General features: G+C 62.1%; 11 protein-coding genes. 7 read left to right on the top strand and 4 right to left on the bottom strand.

Annotated features, from left to right (window positions below):
* From METAC_RS24600 to METAC_RS0119385, 3 genes are all read left to right on the top strand, one after another.
* Positions 1 to 1,152: an amino acid ABC transporter permease gene (locus METAC_RS24600; RefSeq protein WP_036255729.1), complete on the top strand. Its 1,152-nt coding sequence runs from the start codon at positions 1 to 3 to the stop codon at positions 1,150 to 1,152.
* Positions 1,149 to 1,919 carry an amino acid ABC transporter ATP-binding protein gene (locus METAC_RS0119390; protein WP_026608286.1) on the top strand — a complete coding sequence of 257 codons (771 nt, stop codon included), beginning with the start codon at positions 1,149 to 1,151 and terminating at the stop codon, positions 1,917 to 1,919. Before METAC_RS24600 ends, METAC_RS0119390 begins: the two co-directional genes overlap by 4 nt.
* A 253-nt stretch (positions 1,920 to 2,172) precedes the next feature.
* Complete coding sequence (locus METAC_RS0119385) at positions 2,173 to 2,469, top strand: hypothetical protein (RefSeq protein WP_245257527.1); 297 nt, start codon at positions 2,173 to 2,175, stop codon at positions 2,467 to 2,469.
* Positions 2,470 to 2,620: 151 nt separating this feature from the next.
* On the opposite strand, the gene METAC_RS0119380 is transcribed toward METAC_RS0119385, so the two are convergent.
* Both METAC_RS0119380 and METAC_RS0119375 read right to left on the bottom strand, forming a co-directional pair.
* A complete protein-coding gene (locus METAC_RS0119380; RefSeq protein ID WP_026608284.1) occupies positions 2,621 to 4,078 on the bottom strand; it encodes an MBOAT family O-acyltransferase in 1,458 nt (485 codons plus the stop codon).
* 4 nt (positions 4,079 to 4,082) lie between these two features.
* Entirely contained in the window at positions 4,083 to 5,093 is a 1,011-nt protein-coding gene (locus METAC_RS0119375) for a hypothetical protein (protein WP_026608283.1), read from the bottom strand.
* Positions 5,094 to 5,464: 371 nt separating this feature from the next.
* Here METAC_RS0119375 and dnaE point away from each other — a divergent pair, with 371 nt between their 5' ends.
* Both dnaE and METAC_RS0119360 read left to right on the top strand, forming a co-directional pair.
* Complete coding sequence (gene dnaE, locus METAC_RS0119365; RefSeq protein ID WP_084143799.1) at positions 5,465 to 9,007, top strand: DNA polymerase III subunit alpha; 3,543 nt, start codon at positions 5,465 to 5,467, stop codon at positions 9,005 to 9,007.
* A gap of 28 nt (positions 9,008 to 9,035) precedes the next feature.
* On the top strand, positions 9,036 to 9,638 hold the full coding sequence (locus METAC_RS0119360) for a glutathione S-transferase family protein (RefSeq protein WP_026608280.1): 603 nt from the start codon (positions 9,036 to 9,038) through the stop codon (positions 9,636 to 9,638).
* Between the two features lie 277 nt (positions 9,639 to 9,915).
* Here METAC_RS0119360 and METAC_RS24595 read toward each other — a convergent pair whose 3' ends face one another.
* A complete protein-coding gene (locus METAC_RS24595; protein ID WP_084143798.1) occupies positions 9,916 to 11,496 on the bottom strand; it encodes an acid phosphatase in 1,581 nt (526 codons plus the stop codon).
* A gap of 173 nt (positions 11,497 to 11,669) precedes the next feature.
* Between METAC_RS24595 and METAC_RS24590 the strand changes: the two genes are divergently transcribed.
* Positions 11,670 to 12,944: a cytochrome-c peroxidase gene (locus METAC_RS24590; RefSeq protein ID WP_036255727.1), complete on the top strand. Its 1,275-nt coding sequence runs from the start codon at positions 11,670 to 11,672 to the stop codon at positions 12,942 to 12,944.
* A 288-nt stretch (positions 12,945 to 13,232) separates the two neighbouring features.
* Positions 13,233 to 14,123 carry a polyphosphate kinase 2 family protein gene (locus METAC_RS24585; RefSeq protein ID WP_051335701.1) on the top strand — a complete coding sequence of 297 codons (891 nt, stop codon included), beginning with the start codon at positions 13,233 to 13,235 and terminating at the stop codon, positions 14,121 to 14,123.
* 90 nt (positions 14,124 to 14,213) lie between these two features.
* On the opposite strand, the gene METAC_RS0119340 is transcribed toward METAC_RS24585, so the two are convergent.
* A complete protein-coding gene (locus METAC_RS0119340) occupies positions 14,214 to 14,840 on the bottom strand; it encodes a hypothetical protein (protein ID WP_026608279.1) in 627 nt (208 codons plus the stop codon).
* Between the last annotated feature and the right edge of the window lie 136 nt (positions 14,841 to 14,976).

The raw sequence follows: 14,976 nt of genomic DNA, 5'->3' as shown, positions 1-14,976 counted from the left end.
ATGCCCGGCGCGACGCAGGATCGACGCCCCGCCTCGGCCCAAGCCTTCGTCCGGCAAGGGCCAGCGCCGGCGCAGCCGCCGCCCGCCAGCGAAAGCTTCGCCGGCGGGCTCCGCGGAAATCTTTTCGGCGACTGGCGCACGAGCCTCGCGACCTTGGCGGTCCTGACGCTCGTCGGCCTCGCTTTGCCCTCCCTGCTTCGCTTTCTGATTTTCGATGCGGTCTGGTCCGCCCCCGACGGCGAGCTCTGCCGGGCGCCGGGGGCCGGCGCCTGCTGGGCCTTCATTGCGCAAAAATTGCCCTATTTCATCTATGGCTCCTACCCGGAAAGCCAGCGGTGGCGCGTCGATGTGACTATGTTCGTCGGCGCCGTTTTGATCGTCTGGCTGTTGTGGCTCGACGCGCCGGCGCGCCGGCTCGCCGCCTTCCTTTTTTTTGTGGCCTATCCGCTGCAGGGCTTCATTCTGCTCCATGGCGCGCCGGCCCTCGGCCTGCCGCGCGTTGAGACCCATTTATGGGGCGGCGTTTTCGTCAGCCTACTCGTCGCCTCTGTCGGAATGGTCTTTTCCCTGCCGCTCGGCATTCTCCTCGCTCTCGGCCGACGCTCCCGCCTCCCGGCGCTGAAGCTCGCCTGTACCGGCTTCATCGAATTCGTTCGGGGCGTGCCGATGATCACGGTCCTGTTCATGGCCAACACCATGCTGCCGCTCTTCGTCCCCGAAGATCTCGCGCCGGACCGGCTGGCGCGTCCGCTAATCGGGGTCGCGCTCTTCGCCTCGGCCTATATGGCGGAGGTCGTGCGCGGCGGCTTGCAGGCGATCCCCAGAGGTCAGTTCGAGGGCGCCGCCGCGCTCGGCCTGCGTCCCTGGCCGACCTTGCGCCTCGTCGTCCTGCCCCAGGCGTTGCGGCATGTCATTCCGGGGGTGGTCAATTCCTTCATCAGCCTATTCAAGGACACGACCCTGGTCGCGATCGTCGGCATTTTCGATTTCCTGAAAACGATCGAGGCGGCGCGTCAGGACCCGGCTTGGGCCGGCCCGACCATTTCGGCGACGGGCTATATTTTCGCGGCGCTTTTCTATTTCGCCTTTTGCTTCGGCATGTCGCTTTATGCGCGCTTCGTCGAGCGCAGGCTCGGGAGCGCCGCAGCATGAGCGATCACATGTCTGATCCGGCGCAAGACGCAGAAGGACCCGCGATCGAGATGATCGGGGTCAATAAATGGTTCGGCGCCTATCATGCGCTGCGCGACATCGACCTCATCGTCGCGCGCGGCGAGCGAATCGTCATTTGCGGCCCGTCGGGCTCGGGCAAGTCGACCCTGATCCGCTGCCTCAATCGGCTCGAGGCGCATCAGTCCGGCCGGATCATCGTCGATGGAATTGAACTCACGGCGGATCTGCGCCGCATCGACGAAGTCCGCCGCGAAGTCGGCATGGTCTTCCAGCACTTCAATCTGTTCCCGCATCTGACCATTCTCGAAAATTGCACCCTCGCCCCCATCCACGTGCGCAAGCTGGCGCGCGCGGAGGCGGAAGAACTCGCCTCGGCCTATCTCCGCAAGGTGCAGATCGCCGAGCAGGCGGATAAATATCCAGGCCAGCTCTCGGGCGGGCAGCAGCAGCGGGCCGCAATCGCAAGGGCGCTTTGCATGAGCCCCAAGATCATGCTCTTCGACGAACCGACCTCCGCTCTCGATCCTGAAATGGTCAAGGAAGTCCTGGAGACGATCATCGGGCTCGCTGAGGAAGGGATGACCATGGTGTGCGTGACGCATGAAATGGGCTTCGCGCGGCAGGTCGCCGACAGAGTCGTTTTCATGGACGACGGCGCTATCGTCGAGATCAATCGTCCGGAGGCCTTTTTCACTGCGCCGAAGCATGAACGGACGAGGCTTTTCCTCGGCCAGATCCTGAAATAGCCTCTCGAGAACGGCTTGCCGCCTGTTGCTTTGAATAGATGATGAGTGGTTTTTTCAGAAAATCTTCAGCGCCGAGGCGCCAATTTGCGACTTTCGGAGATATGATCCGGCGCAAGCTTGGAGAGTTTTCCTAGAAAGCCAGTCCACATTTTTGATTGGAACATGCTCGAGCTTATTGATCTGGAGCGAATTTTGTCGATTGGACGATTCCAGCCGACCAGAACGCGCTCAAGGCCGGAATATGGAGGCGCAGATGAAGATCAATCGGATGTTGCTTTTAGCCGCGGGTCTAGGCCTCGGAAGCTTCTGCCTCGGTTGGACGGGCGCTCTCGCGCCCTCGGCGTCGGCCATGCCGATCGCCGGCCTCGGTTCGGCGGCGCAGGCGGACGCTCCGGCCGGGGTCGAAAAAGCCCGCTGGATCTGCGGTCCCTACCGCTGTCGCTGGGTCCCCGGCTGGCGGCGCTATTGGGGGCCGCGTCCCTATTGGCGGCGTCCCTATTACGGCTATTATCGTCCATGGTGGGGCTGGCGGCGTCCGTTTTATTGGTGAGGCAGCCGCGCATTGTTGGCGAGGCAGCCGCGCGCAAGCTTTGCAGAATATCACAAGCGCGCCGAGAGCCCTCCCACTCGGCCAACTCTGGTAACGAACCCCGACGCGCCGCGTCGGGGTTTTTTTGTTCAGACTTTATCCGCGCGCCTGTCTAGAATTGAAAGTAAATGAATTCCGCTTTTTCGAAAATGCCGAAGAGAATAATATTGTAGAAGAGCGCCACGGCCGCGGCCATCCCGAGTGCACGAATATTGCGCCAGCGCACGAGAAGATCCGGCTTGGCGAAGATCAGATAATCAATGGAAAGAAGCAGCGAAATCTGAAAGATCGCGAGCACGATCTCGAACGACGCCAGGCCCAGGACCTTGAATGTGCCGTAGTCGATGGGACCGATGCGGCCGAGATGGCCGATAATCCAAAGCGCGTCGGCGAGCGAATTGGCGCGGAAGAAGACCCAGCCGACGAGAACGATCGCGCTTGTCCATAAGAAACCCGCCGCGCCGAGAAAAAGGCCCCCTCCTCGCGTTTCGACGATGCGACGCACCCCGCTCGTCCGCTCGACAAAGGCGCCCCCCAGCCGCTCGACGCAGAGAATCGCGCCATGCAAGCCGCCCCAAATGATGAAGGTCCAAGCGGCGCCGTGCCAGACGCCGCTGAGAAGAAACACGATCATCACATTGCGCAGCGAGCGCAGCATCGAGAGCCGGCTGCCGCCGAGAGGAAAATAGACATAGTCGCGGAACCAGGTGGACAGTGAAATATGCCAACGGCGCCAGAATTCAGTGAGGCTGCGCGAGAAATAGGGCTGCCGGAAATTCGTCATGAGATCGAATCCGAGCATTTTGGCGGAGCCGATCGCGATATTGGAATAGCCGGAGAAATCGCAATAGATCTGAATCGCGAACAGCGCCGTCGCGAGCAACAGATAGGACCCGTTATATTGATGCGGATCCTTGTAGATGCCGATGACCACGGGCGCGATCAGATCGGAAATGCACATCTTCTTGAAGAGCCCATAGCCGATCAGCCAGAGCCCGTCCCTGAACCGTTGCGGATCAGCGAACTTGTCCTTCTGGATCTGCGGAACGAGCCTGGCCGCCCGTTCAATCGGACCGGCCTCGAGCTGCGGAAAGAAGGCGACATAGAGCGCATAGCGAAGCAGGTTGCGCTCCGCCGGCAGTTTCCGCGCATAGACGTCGAATGTATAAGACAGCGACTGAAACGTATAAAAAGAAATGCCGACTGGAAGAATGACGTCTATATAGATGAAATCATAGTCATAGCCGAAGCCGGAGGCCGCGGCGTGCACGTTTGATATGAAAAAATTATAATATTTGAAGAAGGCGAGCAGGCCGACATTGATCGACACCGAGCCGACCAAGGCCAAGCGGCGCGTCAATTCGCGTTTCGCCCCGTCGATGATCCGGCCGCCGACATAATCGACGAGCGTCGTGAACATCAAGAGGAAGACGAACAAGGGCCGCCAGCCCATATAGAAAATATAGCTGGCGATGAGAAGAATGGGCCATCTCGGCCGCACCGGCAGACGGAAGTAGACGGCGAGAATGGCTGCGAAGAAAACCGCATATTCGAAGGAATTGAACAGCACGGCGTTAGTCCTTGCCGTTCACGATCGGGGCGGTGACTTCAGCGAGACGGTTCGAATACAAGGCTGCGCCTTCCTTGTTGAAATGAACCGGGTCCGAAAAATAGCGCGGCTCGAAAAGCCAGGCGGAGGGACCCGCCACATAGAAGCCCGGCGTCGAAGGCAACGGCTGCGCCTTGGCGTCGAAAACGGTGGGTTCCGGCGGGGCGAATTCGCCGACGCGAAGCGGCCGCGGAATGAAGATCACCTTGAAGCCATATGCCGCCGCGAGACCCGCCAGCTCTTTGAACTGGGGCGCGTCGGGATCGATCGTCCATCGCCAGGGCAACATCGGCTGGTCGATCGGCAGACGATACTCATCGGGCAAGCGATCATTTGGATAATGGCTCTGCCCCTTGATGAAATAATATCCTCGATCGTCAATGACTCCGGCGACGGCCTCTTTATTTTCTCGATAGGCGTTGACGATCCCGCCTTGCTGCCTCGATGAGATCAAGAACAAGGCCAAATCACGAGGGAATGTACGGAAAGGGAAGAGCAGATCGATCAGCAGCTTGTCATGCGCGAGATAATCGCGCCACTCAGGCTCTCCCTCCTCCTCGGTCAGCAATTGCAAGAGCACATGCGTCGGCCTCTCGCCGCGCGTGAGAACGCGCTTCAAGAGATCAATCACCCGGCCATCGCTCGGCCGCCCGGCGTTGAAGCTTTCGACGCCGCGTCCAAGCGCGGCGTCATAGATCGTCGGGTTGAAGCCCGCGAGAACCTTGCTGTCGCCGAAAACGAGGAGGCGCACCCGCGCCTCCTGCGAGAAAATAGAATGCGACGTCAAATAGCCGACCTTCGCCGCCCCGAGCGCATCGGCGCCGTTGCGGACGAACGGGAAGGCCGCGAAGACGCCATAGAGCGCAAGCCAGACGATCGCCGAAATCAATGCGAAATAAAGAACGTCGCGGCGCAAAGGCACCCAGCGCGGATCCGAAGGATGCGCGTCCCGTTTTAGCGTAGCAAGCTTAATCATCTAATCTACACTTGGAAATATTTATCCTCGTAGGTAAAAGAGCTTATAGTTTTTCTCGCAAACGCCGGTCAAGCTGACAAATCATTTCAGTGGATTACGAAAAAGGCCTTCGCTCTCGATAGAAAGCCATTTCCCTTTTGGTTCACGAGAGCGGACGAGCCTGCGGGGCGTCCCGTAAAGGCCTCCGCGACGAAATAGCCGTCCGTGGAGCGCAGCGGCCCTTCAAAAACCTGTGGAGCATTTTCCGGAGCGCGACTTTGCTTGGGTTCGAACATTATCGATTGCTCTAACTTGCCGCGGGATGCAGGCGGAAGATCTAATTCCGGCCTTCCTCGTTCTGCAAATGGATCTAGTCGGATGGATCCGCATCAATGGAAGGAACGAAGCGCTTGAGCGGCCGAGACGTCAGCCATGACGAGCCTACGACGGCGCTTTCCGACGCCGCTCGCCGCGCGGCGGGCGGCGTCGGCTTCGTCCATCTTCATGTGCACAGCTCCTATTCGCTCCGCGAGGGAGCGATGTCGATCTCCGCCCTCGTCAAGCTCGCCGCGGCCGACCGCATGCCCGCCTTGGCGATCACCGACAGCAACAATCTCTTCGGAGCTCTGGAATTCTCCGAAAAGCTCGCCAAGGAAGGCGCGCAGCCCATCGCGGGCCTCCAGGTCACGCTCGACCTCGGCGATGGGGCAGCCATGGCAGCTCGCGGCGAGGAGACCGGCGCGGGGCGCGCGGAGCTGGTCCTTCTCGCCAAGAACGCCGCCGGCTACCTGAACCTCATGCACATAGCTTCGCGCGCCTGGCTCGATCCGGCGCAGGGCGAGCTTCCGCATGTCCGTCTCGCCCGGCTCGAGGGCCGAACCGACGGACTTATCGCTCTGACCGGCGGTCCGTCGGGTCCTCTGGACCGCGCCTTCGCCGGCGCCCGGCCGGAACTCGCCTTCGCTCGCGCGGCGGAACTGGCGCGACTTTTTCCGAATCGCCTTTATGTCGAGCTCCAGCGCCATGGCATCGCGTCGGAGAGCGAAATCGAGCCGCGCCTTCTCGACCTCGCCTATCGGGCCGCCCTGCCGCTGGTCGCCGCCAACGAAACTTATTTCGCAACCGACGCCGACTACGAGGCCCATGACGCGCTGATCTGCATCGCCGAGGGCTCTGTCATCGGCGAGGGCGCCCGCCGTCGGCTCTCGCCTGAGCATCGTTTCAAGACTCGCGCCGAGATGGTCGCGCTCTTCGCGGATTTGCCCGAAGCGACGCAGAACTCGGTCGAGATCGCCTTGCGATGCGCCTATCGGCCCTTGACGCGCAAGCCCATGCTGCCGCGTTTCGGCGCGGCGAATGCCGGAGAAGACGCCACGGGAAACGACGAGGCGGAGGAGCTGCGCCGCCAGGCCGAGGCCGGTCTCTCCGCCAGGCTCGCGGCCCATGGGACCGCGCCCGGAATATCGTTCGAGGATTACGCCGCGCGGCTCGCCTTCGAGCTCGACGTCATCACCAAGATGAAATTCCCCGGCTATTTCCTGATTGTCGCCGATTTCATCAAATATGCGAAGTCGCAGAACATTCCGGTCGGGCCGGGGCGCGGCTCGGGCGCGGGCTCTCTCGTCGCCTATGCGCTCACCATCACCGATCTCGATCCGATCCGGTTCGGCCTTCTCTTCGAGCGCTTCCTCAATCCCGAACGCGTCTCCATGCCGGATTTCGACATCGACTTTTGCCAGGATCGGCGCGACGAAGTGATCGCTTACGTCCGCCGCCGCTATGGCGACGACAAGGTGGCGCAGATCATCACCTTCGGCTCCTTTCTCGCGCGCGGCGTGATGCGAAACGTCGGCCGCGTTCTCGAGATGCCCCTTGGCCAGGTCGACAGGCTCGCGAAGCTCGTGCCGCAGAATCCGGCCGCGCCGATCAGCCTGAAGCAAGCGGTCGAAACCGAGCCGCGGCTAAAGGAGGCCTCCGAATCCGAGCCGCGCGTGGCGCGCATGCTCGAGATCGCGCAAAAGCTCGAAGGGCTTTACTCCAACGCCTCGACCCATGCGGCGGGCGTTGTCATCAGCGACCGACCCCTCGAGGAGCTCGTCCCGCTCTATCGCGATCCAAAATCCGACATGCCGGCGACCCAGTTCAACATGAAATGGGTCGAGCCGGCGGGCCTCGTCAAATTCGATTTCCTCGGGCTGAAGACCCTCACCACGCTGTCCACTTGCGTCAAGCTGCTCGCTTTGCGCAACATCGAGATCGATCTCGCCAAGATACCTCTCGACGACAAGAAAACCTACGAGATGCTCGGGCGCGGCGAGACGGTCGGCGTGTTCCAGCTTGAAAGTGCGGGCATGCGCAAGGCGCTGGTCGAGATGCGCGCCGACCGGTTCGAGGACATTATCGCCCTCGTCGCCCTCTACCGGCCGGGACCCATGGCCAATATCCCAACCTATTGCGCGGTGAAGCTCGGCGAGGAGGAAGCCGACTACATCCACCCGAAGATCGAGCACATTCTGAAGGAGACGTTCGGCGTCATCATCTACCAGGAGCAGGTGATGCAGATCGCCCAGGTTCTCTCCGGCTATTCGCTCGGCGAGGCCGACCTCTTGCGCCGCGCCATGGGCAAGAAAATCAAGGCCGAAATGGACGCCCAGCGCGATCGCTTCGTGAGAGGCGCCGTGGAGAACGGCCTGACGAAAGCGAAATCGGACGAAATTTTCGATCTGCTCGCCAAATTCGCCGACTATGGATTCAACAAGAGCCACGCGGCCGCCTATGCGCTGATCGCCTATCAGACCGCCTATCTCAAAGCCAATTTTCCGGTCGAATTTCTCGCCGCCTCGATGAGCCTCGAAAAATCTAACACCGACAAGCTCGCCGAATTCTGCAACGAGGCGCGGCGCTTGAAGATCAAGATCCTACCGCCTTCCGTCTTGACGTCGGGCGCCGATTTCGAGCCGGCGAAAGCAGCCGACGAGCCGGCGATCCGCTATGCGTTTGCGGCAATCAAGGGCGTCGGCGAAGCGCAGGCGCGCGCGCTCGCATCGGCGCGGCGCGATCGCGAAGCTGCCTTCCGCGACCTCGCCGATTTCGCCTCGCGGCTCAATCCGCGCGAGGTCAATAAGCGCATGCTCGAATGCCTTGCCGCCGCCGGCGGCTTCGACGAGCTGGAGCCGAACCGGGCGCGCGTCTTCGCCGGCGTCGAATCCATGCTCGCTCACGCCCATCGCCGCGACGAGGAGCGCCGCGCCGGCCAATCCGCGCTCTTCGGCGCTGAGGCGGAGGAGCCTTTGCCGCTCCCCAAAGCTGAGCCCTGGCCGCTCGCCGAGCAGCTTCGCCGCGAATTCGACGCGGTCGGATTTTTTCTCTCCGGCCATCCGCTCGACGCCTATGCCGCAGTGCTCGCACGGCTCCGGGTTCAGCGCTGGGTCGATTTCGCCCGTGCCGTCAAACAAGGCGCCTCGGCCGGGCGCCTCGCCGCGACCGTGCTCGATCGACACGAGCGGCGCACCAAATCGGGCTCGAAAATGGGGATCGTCCAGCTCTCGGACCCGTCGGGCCAATATGAGGCGATCCTGTTCCAAGAGGGCCTCAACCAATATCGCGACCTTCTCGAAAAAGGCGCCGCGGTTCTGCTGAGCCTGCAAGCCAATGTCGAAGGCGAGGACGTCCGCGCCCGCATCGTTTCGGCCGAGCCCCTGGATCAGGCGGCGAGTCGCGTGCAAAAAGGCCTGCGGATCTTCCTGCGTGACGAAAATCCGCTCCGCCATGTCGCGCAGCGCCTCGCAGCGCGGGGCGACGGCGAAGTGGCTCTCGTCCTTCTGACGGGGTCCGGCGAGATCGAGATGAAGCTGCCGGGCAAATATATGGTTTCGCCGCAAATCGCCGGCGCCTTGAAGGCGATACCGGGCATCGTCGCGGTCGAGCATATATGAACTTGGCGGGAGCCTTCGGGAGGGTCGGATGATCAAGCTATACTGGGCGCCGCGCACGCGGTCCTTGCGCGCATTATGGGTCCTCGAGGAGGCCGGCGCACCTTATGAGCGCGTGCGCATCGATCTCGCCGCCGGCGAGCAAAAAAGCGCGGAGTTTCGCGCCATCAATCCCATGGCCAAGGTTCCGGCCCTGACCGACGGCGCGCTTGCCGTGGCGGAGTCTGGGGCTATTTGCGCCTATGTCGCGGAGGCCCATCCCGACGCCGGCCTCTCGCCGCAGCGCGGCCATCCGGCGCGCGGACGTTATCTGCAATGGTTGTTCTTTTCGTCGGGCTGCATCGAGCCTGCTTTCCTGACCAAATTCGCCAATGTCGCCGTTGATCCGCGGATGGCGAGCTTCGGTGATTTCGACCGCGTCTTCGACGTGCTCGAGGCCGCGGTGCAACCGGGTCCGTGGCTCCTCGGCGAAAAATTCACGGCGGCCGACGTTATGATCGGCCTCGATCTTCATTTTGGGATCGACATTTTCAAGCTCGTTCCAACGCGCCCGGTCTTTCGCGCCTATGTCGACCGCTGCCTCGCCCGCCCCGCGCTGCAACGCGCCAAGGCGATCGAGGCGGATGCCGTTTGAATTGAGCGGAACCCACTGCAAGGCGGGCTGGCTCGTCAACATGCTCCTTGTCGCCAGCGGCGGGGGCTCGCGCCCTGCGACCGATTGAGTGTCGGCGACGATCGCGGAGGTCGCCCGAGGGCGGCTCCATCATTGAGAAGGGCCACGCTACCCGCGTTGGCCATTCTCCTTCGGATATCAGCTACCGGGAGCGCTCGACGGGCTTCGCCCAGAGCATATTTTTGAAGGCGGAGCGAGTTTCTGGCCGACCGAACGAGTCCCCTCGGTCGGCCAGCCTTTAGTGATGATTAAAGAAGATCAATGCGTTGGTGAGATCCCCGATTGGCTGACCGCCCTGCGCCCTGACGGCGGCGTCGCGGCTGGACACGCCGGGAAGCAAAGGCAAATTATAGCGCCGCGTCAGAAAGCGGATCACCGAGGTGGTGTCGTAGACGGTATGGTCGACATAGCCCTGCTCCGCATAGGGCGACACGAGAAGCGCCGGGATGCGCGTGCCGGGGCCGAAACGGTCGCCCTTCGGCGGCGAGACATGATCCCAGAAGCCGCCGTTTTCGTCATAAGTGACGATCACCAACACGTCGTTCCAGATCTTGCTCTTTTCGATATGGGCGAGAACATTCGCGATATGGGCGTCGCCGTCGACCACATCGGCATAGCCGGGGTGCTCGTTGAGATTGCCTTGCGGCTTGTAGAACGTCACCTCGGGCAGCGCGCCCGCGTCAATATCGGCGATCAACTTTGCGCCTCCGAGGCCGCCATCGCGCAGATGCGCAGCTCTGGCCGCCGTGCCAGGCGCATAGGCGGCGAAATAGTTGAACGGCTGGTGATGATATTGGAAGTTTGGAACCGGGGAGGCGTTCTGTCCGTCAAGCGCGGCCTGCCACGCGCCGCCGTACCAGGCCCAGGTGACGCCCGCGTTGCTGAGCAAATCGCCAATGGTCTGCGCCGTTTGCGGCGGCAGCACGCTCGCCGAATTCGGGTTGGCGTAGGCCGGATCCTGCCCCGTCGCCGGCGGGACGGAGCTCGGCTGATAGGGCGGCTGCATTGTGTTGACCGCGTAGAAGTCCGGCGTCAGCGCGCCGTCGTTGACATATTTCGGCGGGCCGCTCAACGCCGAGGCCGGGGAAGCCGGATCGATCTTGAGGCTGACGCCATCGGGATTGACGGCCGCGATCGAACCTTTGGCGACGCTGGTGTCGGCGTGCGGATAGTAGGGCGCACAGGAGCAGATCAGAAATTGATGGTTGAGGAAGGACCCGCCGAAAGAGCCCATGAAGAAATGATCGGCGAGGGTGAAGCGCTTAGCGTAACTCCACAGAGGCAGCGTGTCGGAATCATAGCTGTAGTAGCCCATCACCAGGCCGCCGGAATCGGCCCATGCCGCAAAGCGGTCATTGGCGCCGTTGTTGATCTGCATCTGGTTGTTATAGAAGCGATGCACCAGATCTCGCGTGGTCACGGCGATGGATTGGTTATAGCCCTTGTCGTCGTCTATGCCGAACGGCTTGTTCGGCATGTGCTCGGTCTGCGCCTCGGTGACGGCGGGAACGACGCCGGCCGCGGTGAGCCCGCCCCAGATCTTCGGAAGCTCCGCGAGCACCGTGCCGTTGCGGTCCTTCTGCACGCGGAACGCCGACTGCGCGAAGGCGTTCGCCAGCCCGTCCGCGCCCGGGAAGCGGCCGTAGAGATTGTTGAAGCTGCGGTTTTCGGCGTAAATCACCACGACATGCTTGATTCTCGCGAGATCCCCGCGCTCATGCCCGCTTTGAGCCCCCGTGAGAGTCTCGGAATGCGCCGTTCCCACGAACACTCCGGCAGCGACCGACGCAAGCGCCCATCTTGAACGATAAAGCCTCATCTCCACCCCCCCCCCGAAGAATTCCAAACGCCAACCCAATAGGGTCCGCCCACAACAGAAATGCGACAGCACCACACGACGAAAACGCGGATGCGTCAGGCAAACGTTATTTTTTCGTCATACTGAAAGGGCAGTTTCGCCGACGTTTGCGGTCCGAACTGGCGGGGGTGACAATGGCGCGGTTCCGGACGGCTCAAGTCGCAGGCGCGTTGGCGGCGGTCCTCACCTTCGCGCCCGGCGCGTTCGCTCTCGAGGGCCAGAACCCCGGCGACGCCGATGATCCCACCTTTTCGCGCGCGACCATTTATCGGCAAGTCGAAAAGCTCCGCGTTCTCGGCCGTCGCATGTTCCGCGATCCGGCGCTATCCGCATCCGGGAAAATGTCCTGCGCCTCCTGCCATGATCCCTCTCGCGGCTTTTCGCCGGCGAACGCGGCGAGCGTCCAACTCGGCGGCGTCGATCTCGACCGACCAGGGCTGCGCGCGCCTCCGAGCCTTTGCTATAAGCAAGGCGCGCCCCCATTCAGTCGCCATTTCTATGAATCGGAGGAGGAAAGTCCTGGCGGAGGCGTCGACGCCGGGCCGACCGGCGGCCTCACTTGGGATGGTCGCGTCGACGCGGCCAGCCAGCAGGCGCTGATTCCGCTGTTCTCCCCGTTTGAAATGGCCAATAAAAACGCCTCCGCCCTCAACGCATTGATCGAGGCGAATTACGGCGCGACGCTGCGCAAGGCGCTGACCGACTGGATGCCGCAAGGGCCGCACCCCGCGTTGCAGGCTGCAGTCAAGGCGCTGCAAATCTATCAGGAAACGCCGCAGGAATTCTTCGCCTACAGCAGCAAATATGACGCCTATCTCGGCGGCGCGGCGGCGCTGAGCGACCAGGAAAAGCGCGGGCTCGATCTCTTCAACGACGAGAAAAAGGGCAATTGCGCGAGCTGCCATATCAGCCTTGCGCCAAAGACCGCGACGCGGCCGCGCTTCACCGACGACGGACTCGTCGCGCTTGGCCTGCCGCGCAATAGGGAAATCGCCGCCAACGCCGATCCAGCATTTTATGATCTCGGCCTCTGTGGTCCGGAGCGCACAGATCTCAAGGACCATCCAGAATATTGCGGGTTGTTCAAGGCGCCGACCCTGCGCAATGTCGCGCTGCGCAAAGCGTTTTTCCATAATGGCGTGATCCACGATCTCCGTGGAGCGGTGGCCTTCTATGTCGAGCGCGACGTCAAGCCCGAGAAATGGTATCCGCGCCGCGCCGACGGCTCGATCGATAAATTCGACGATCTGCCGCCGCAATATTGGGACAACGTCAATATGGAGCCGCCCTTCGGCGGCAAGCCGGGCGATGCGCCCGCGCTGAACGACGCCGAGATCGACGACGTCGTCGCATTTCTCGAGACGTTGACCGACGGCTACATCTCAAATCCGCGCATAGGACGGCGCTAGTCCTTCAAGGCTAAGGCCGCTCCCTTGCGGCCGCGCGCCAAGGCCGCCTTTGCTCCTCAGCGAGCGCATTCATCATTTGCGGATCTTCTCGACAGACTCATATTTGAGCCTATGCTGCATGCCGATTGGTCGGACGAACAACCGGAGCGGCGCGCGTCCTAGAGCGGGACGCGAACAACGTGGAATCCGGTTTCTCGCTTGAAATCCCGCTCTCGCTTTCGATACTCGATCATGCTTGACGCTTTGGATGCCTTATCCAAAAGAATCACGACCCAAACGATTTAGGCCATGCCGCAAGCGCTGACGCCGCAAAAATTCGTCGTCTCCGGCCGCCCCCGGCTCGGCGAGATCGTCGATCATCCCAAAATGGAATTCGCGGATTACGAGCGGCGCCTCGCATCATTGCAAGAGGTGCTTCAGCTCATCCAGCAAGCCTATCTCGGAACCACGGAGCGCGCCGTCTTGGTTCTCGAAGGGTGGGACACCGCCGGCAAAGGCGGCCTGGTGCGCCGGCTCGGATGGGCGCTCGACCCGCGCAGCTTCAAGGTGCATCCGATCGCGGCGCCGGACGCGCATGAGCGCGCCCAGCATTATCTCCAGCGCTTCTGGCGACGCCTGCCGCAGAACGGGCAAATCGTGGTCTTCGACCGCTCGTGGTATGGCCGCGTGCTGGTCGAGCGCGTCGAGGGATTTGCGACCGAAAAGGAATGGCGGCGGGCCTATCGCGAGATCAATTCATTCGAGCGCATGCTGACCGATTCCGGGGTTCGCCTCACCAAGCTGTTCCTGCACATCACGCCGGAGGAGCAGCTCCGCCGCTTCCGCGACAGGCTCGTCAACCCGATGAAGCGCTGGAAACTATCCTATGAGGATTTTCGCAATCGCGCCCGGTGGTCGGATTACGAGACGGCGATCGCCGACATGATGGACGAAACGTCCACGAGATACGCGCCCTGGCACTTGATCCCGGCGAACGACAAGCCCTATGCCCGCGTGGCGGCGCTTCGCATCCTCGCGGATCGGCTCGGCGCCGACGTACCGCTGGAGCCGCGCCCCATAGATCCCGATCTTCTCAAGGAGGCGAAGCGGGCGCTCAACCTCTCGGCCTCGGATATGGAGCGCGCCGCCAGTCCGGTGAAATCGAAGAACAAGACCAAGGGCGACGGCTCGGCGGCGTAGAGCGCTTTCAACCGAATAGACTTATTCGATCTGCTCGGGAATATGCTACAGGCGCCGCAAAAGCCGTCTCGCTGGACGCAGGAACGCGACCTAGGGAAGGCGGTCGAGCGGAAGCTCCTGGCAGTTCTCCGGGTGAGGCCACGAGGTCTTCCCCGCGTCCGCGTCGCTCATGACCACAGGCGGATCGACGGCCTCGCCCGTCTGCGGCTCGTAGGATAGCTTAAAGGCATGCTCGACGGGGCGATCCTCGAAACTTGTCGGCGTCGCGACGATGGCGTAACCGCCGAGAGTTTTTTTGGCGCCGCCAGCGACGACGCCCGCCTGCAGGGCGGCGACATGGACGCTTTGCGCGAAGCTCGCATCATTCGAAACAAAGCGGCGGCGGTCACGCAAGGCGAAAGCCTCCTGCATCTCGCCGGGCTTCGCCGCCTTGAGCGTCTTGGCTTCTCCCCATTCCACCGGATCGATATAGAGGCGCGTGGGAAAAAACGTGAATTCGGCGCTGCGCTTCGCGTTATCGACGGCGTCGATCTTGTAGACCACATAGACCTCGCCAGGCTTCGCCGCGCGGACCGCGCCCGAAGCCGCATAGCTGTTGCAAAAGCCGATCTGGCGATAATCTATGCTCACGGGCGTGGATGAATTGGTGGAGCACCCGGCGAGCGCGGCCGCCAACAGGCCGAAGCTCGGCAGCAAAGAGCGCGATCTTAAAATCATCTTGTGCCCCCCAATGCTATGAAAAGCTCGGCTTGCGACGATCCCCGCGGGTCCGTCGCCGCCTTCCTTATCTCAGATCAAATAGCGCTCCGCCGAGCGGAGGACAAGAATCCTTCCTCCGCCAAGCTTAAAGCCG

Source organism: Methylocapsa acidiphila B2, assembly GCF_000427445.1.
In the GTDB taxonomy this organism is placed as follows: Bacteria; Pseudomonadota; Alphaproteobacteria; order Rhizobiales; family Beijerinckiaceae; genus Methylocapsa; species Methylocapsa acidiphila.
The sequence above is the reverse complement of the archived record's forward strand: the minus strand, read 5'-3'. Positions and strand labels throughout refer to the sequence as shown.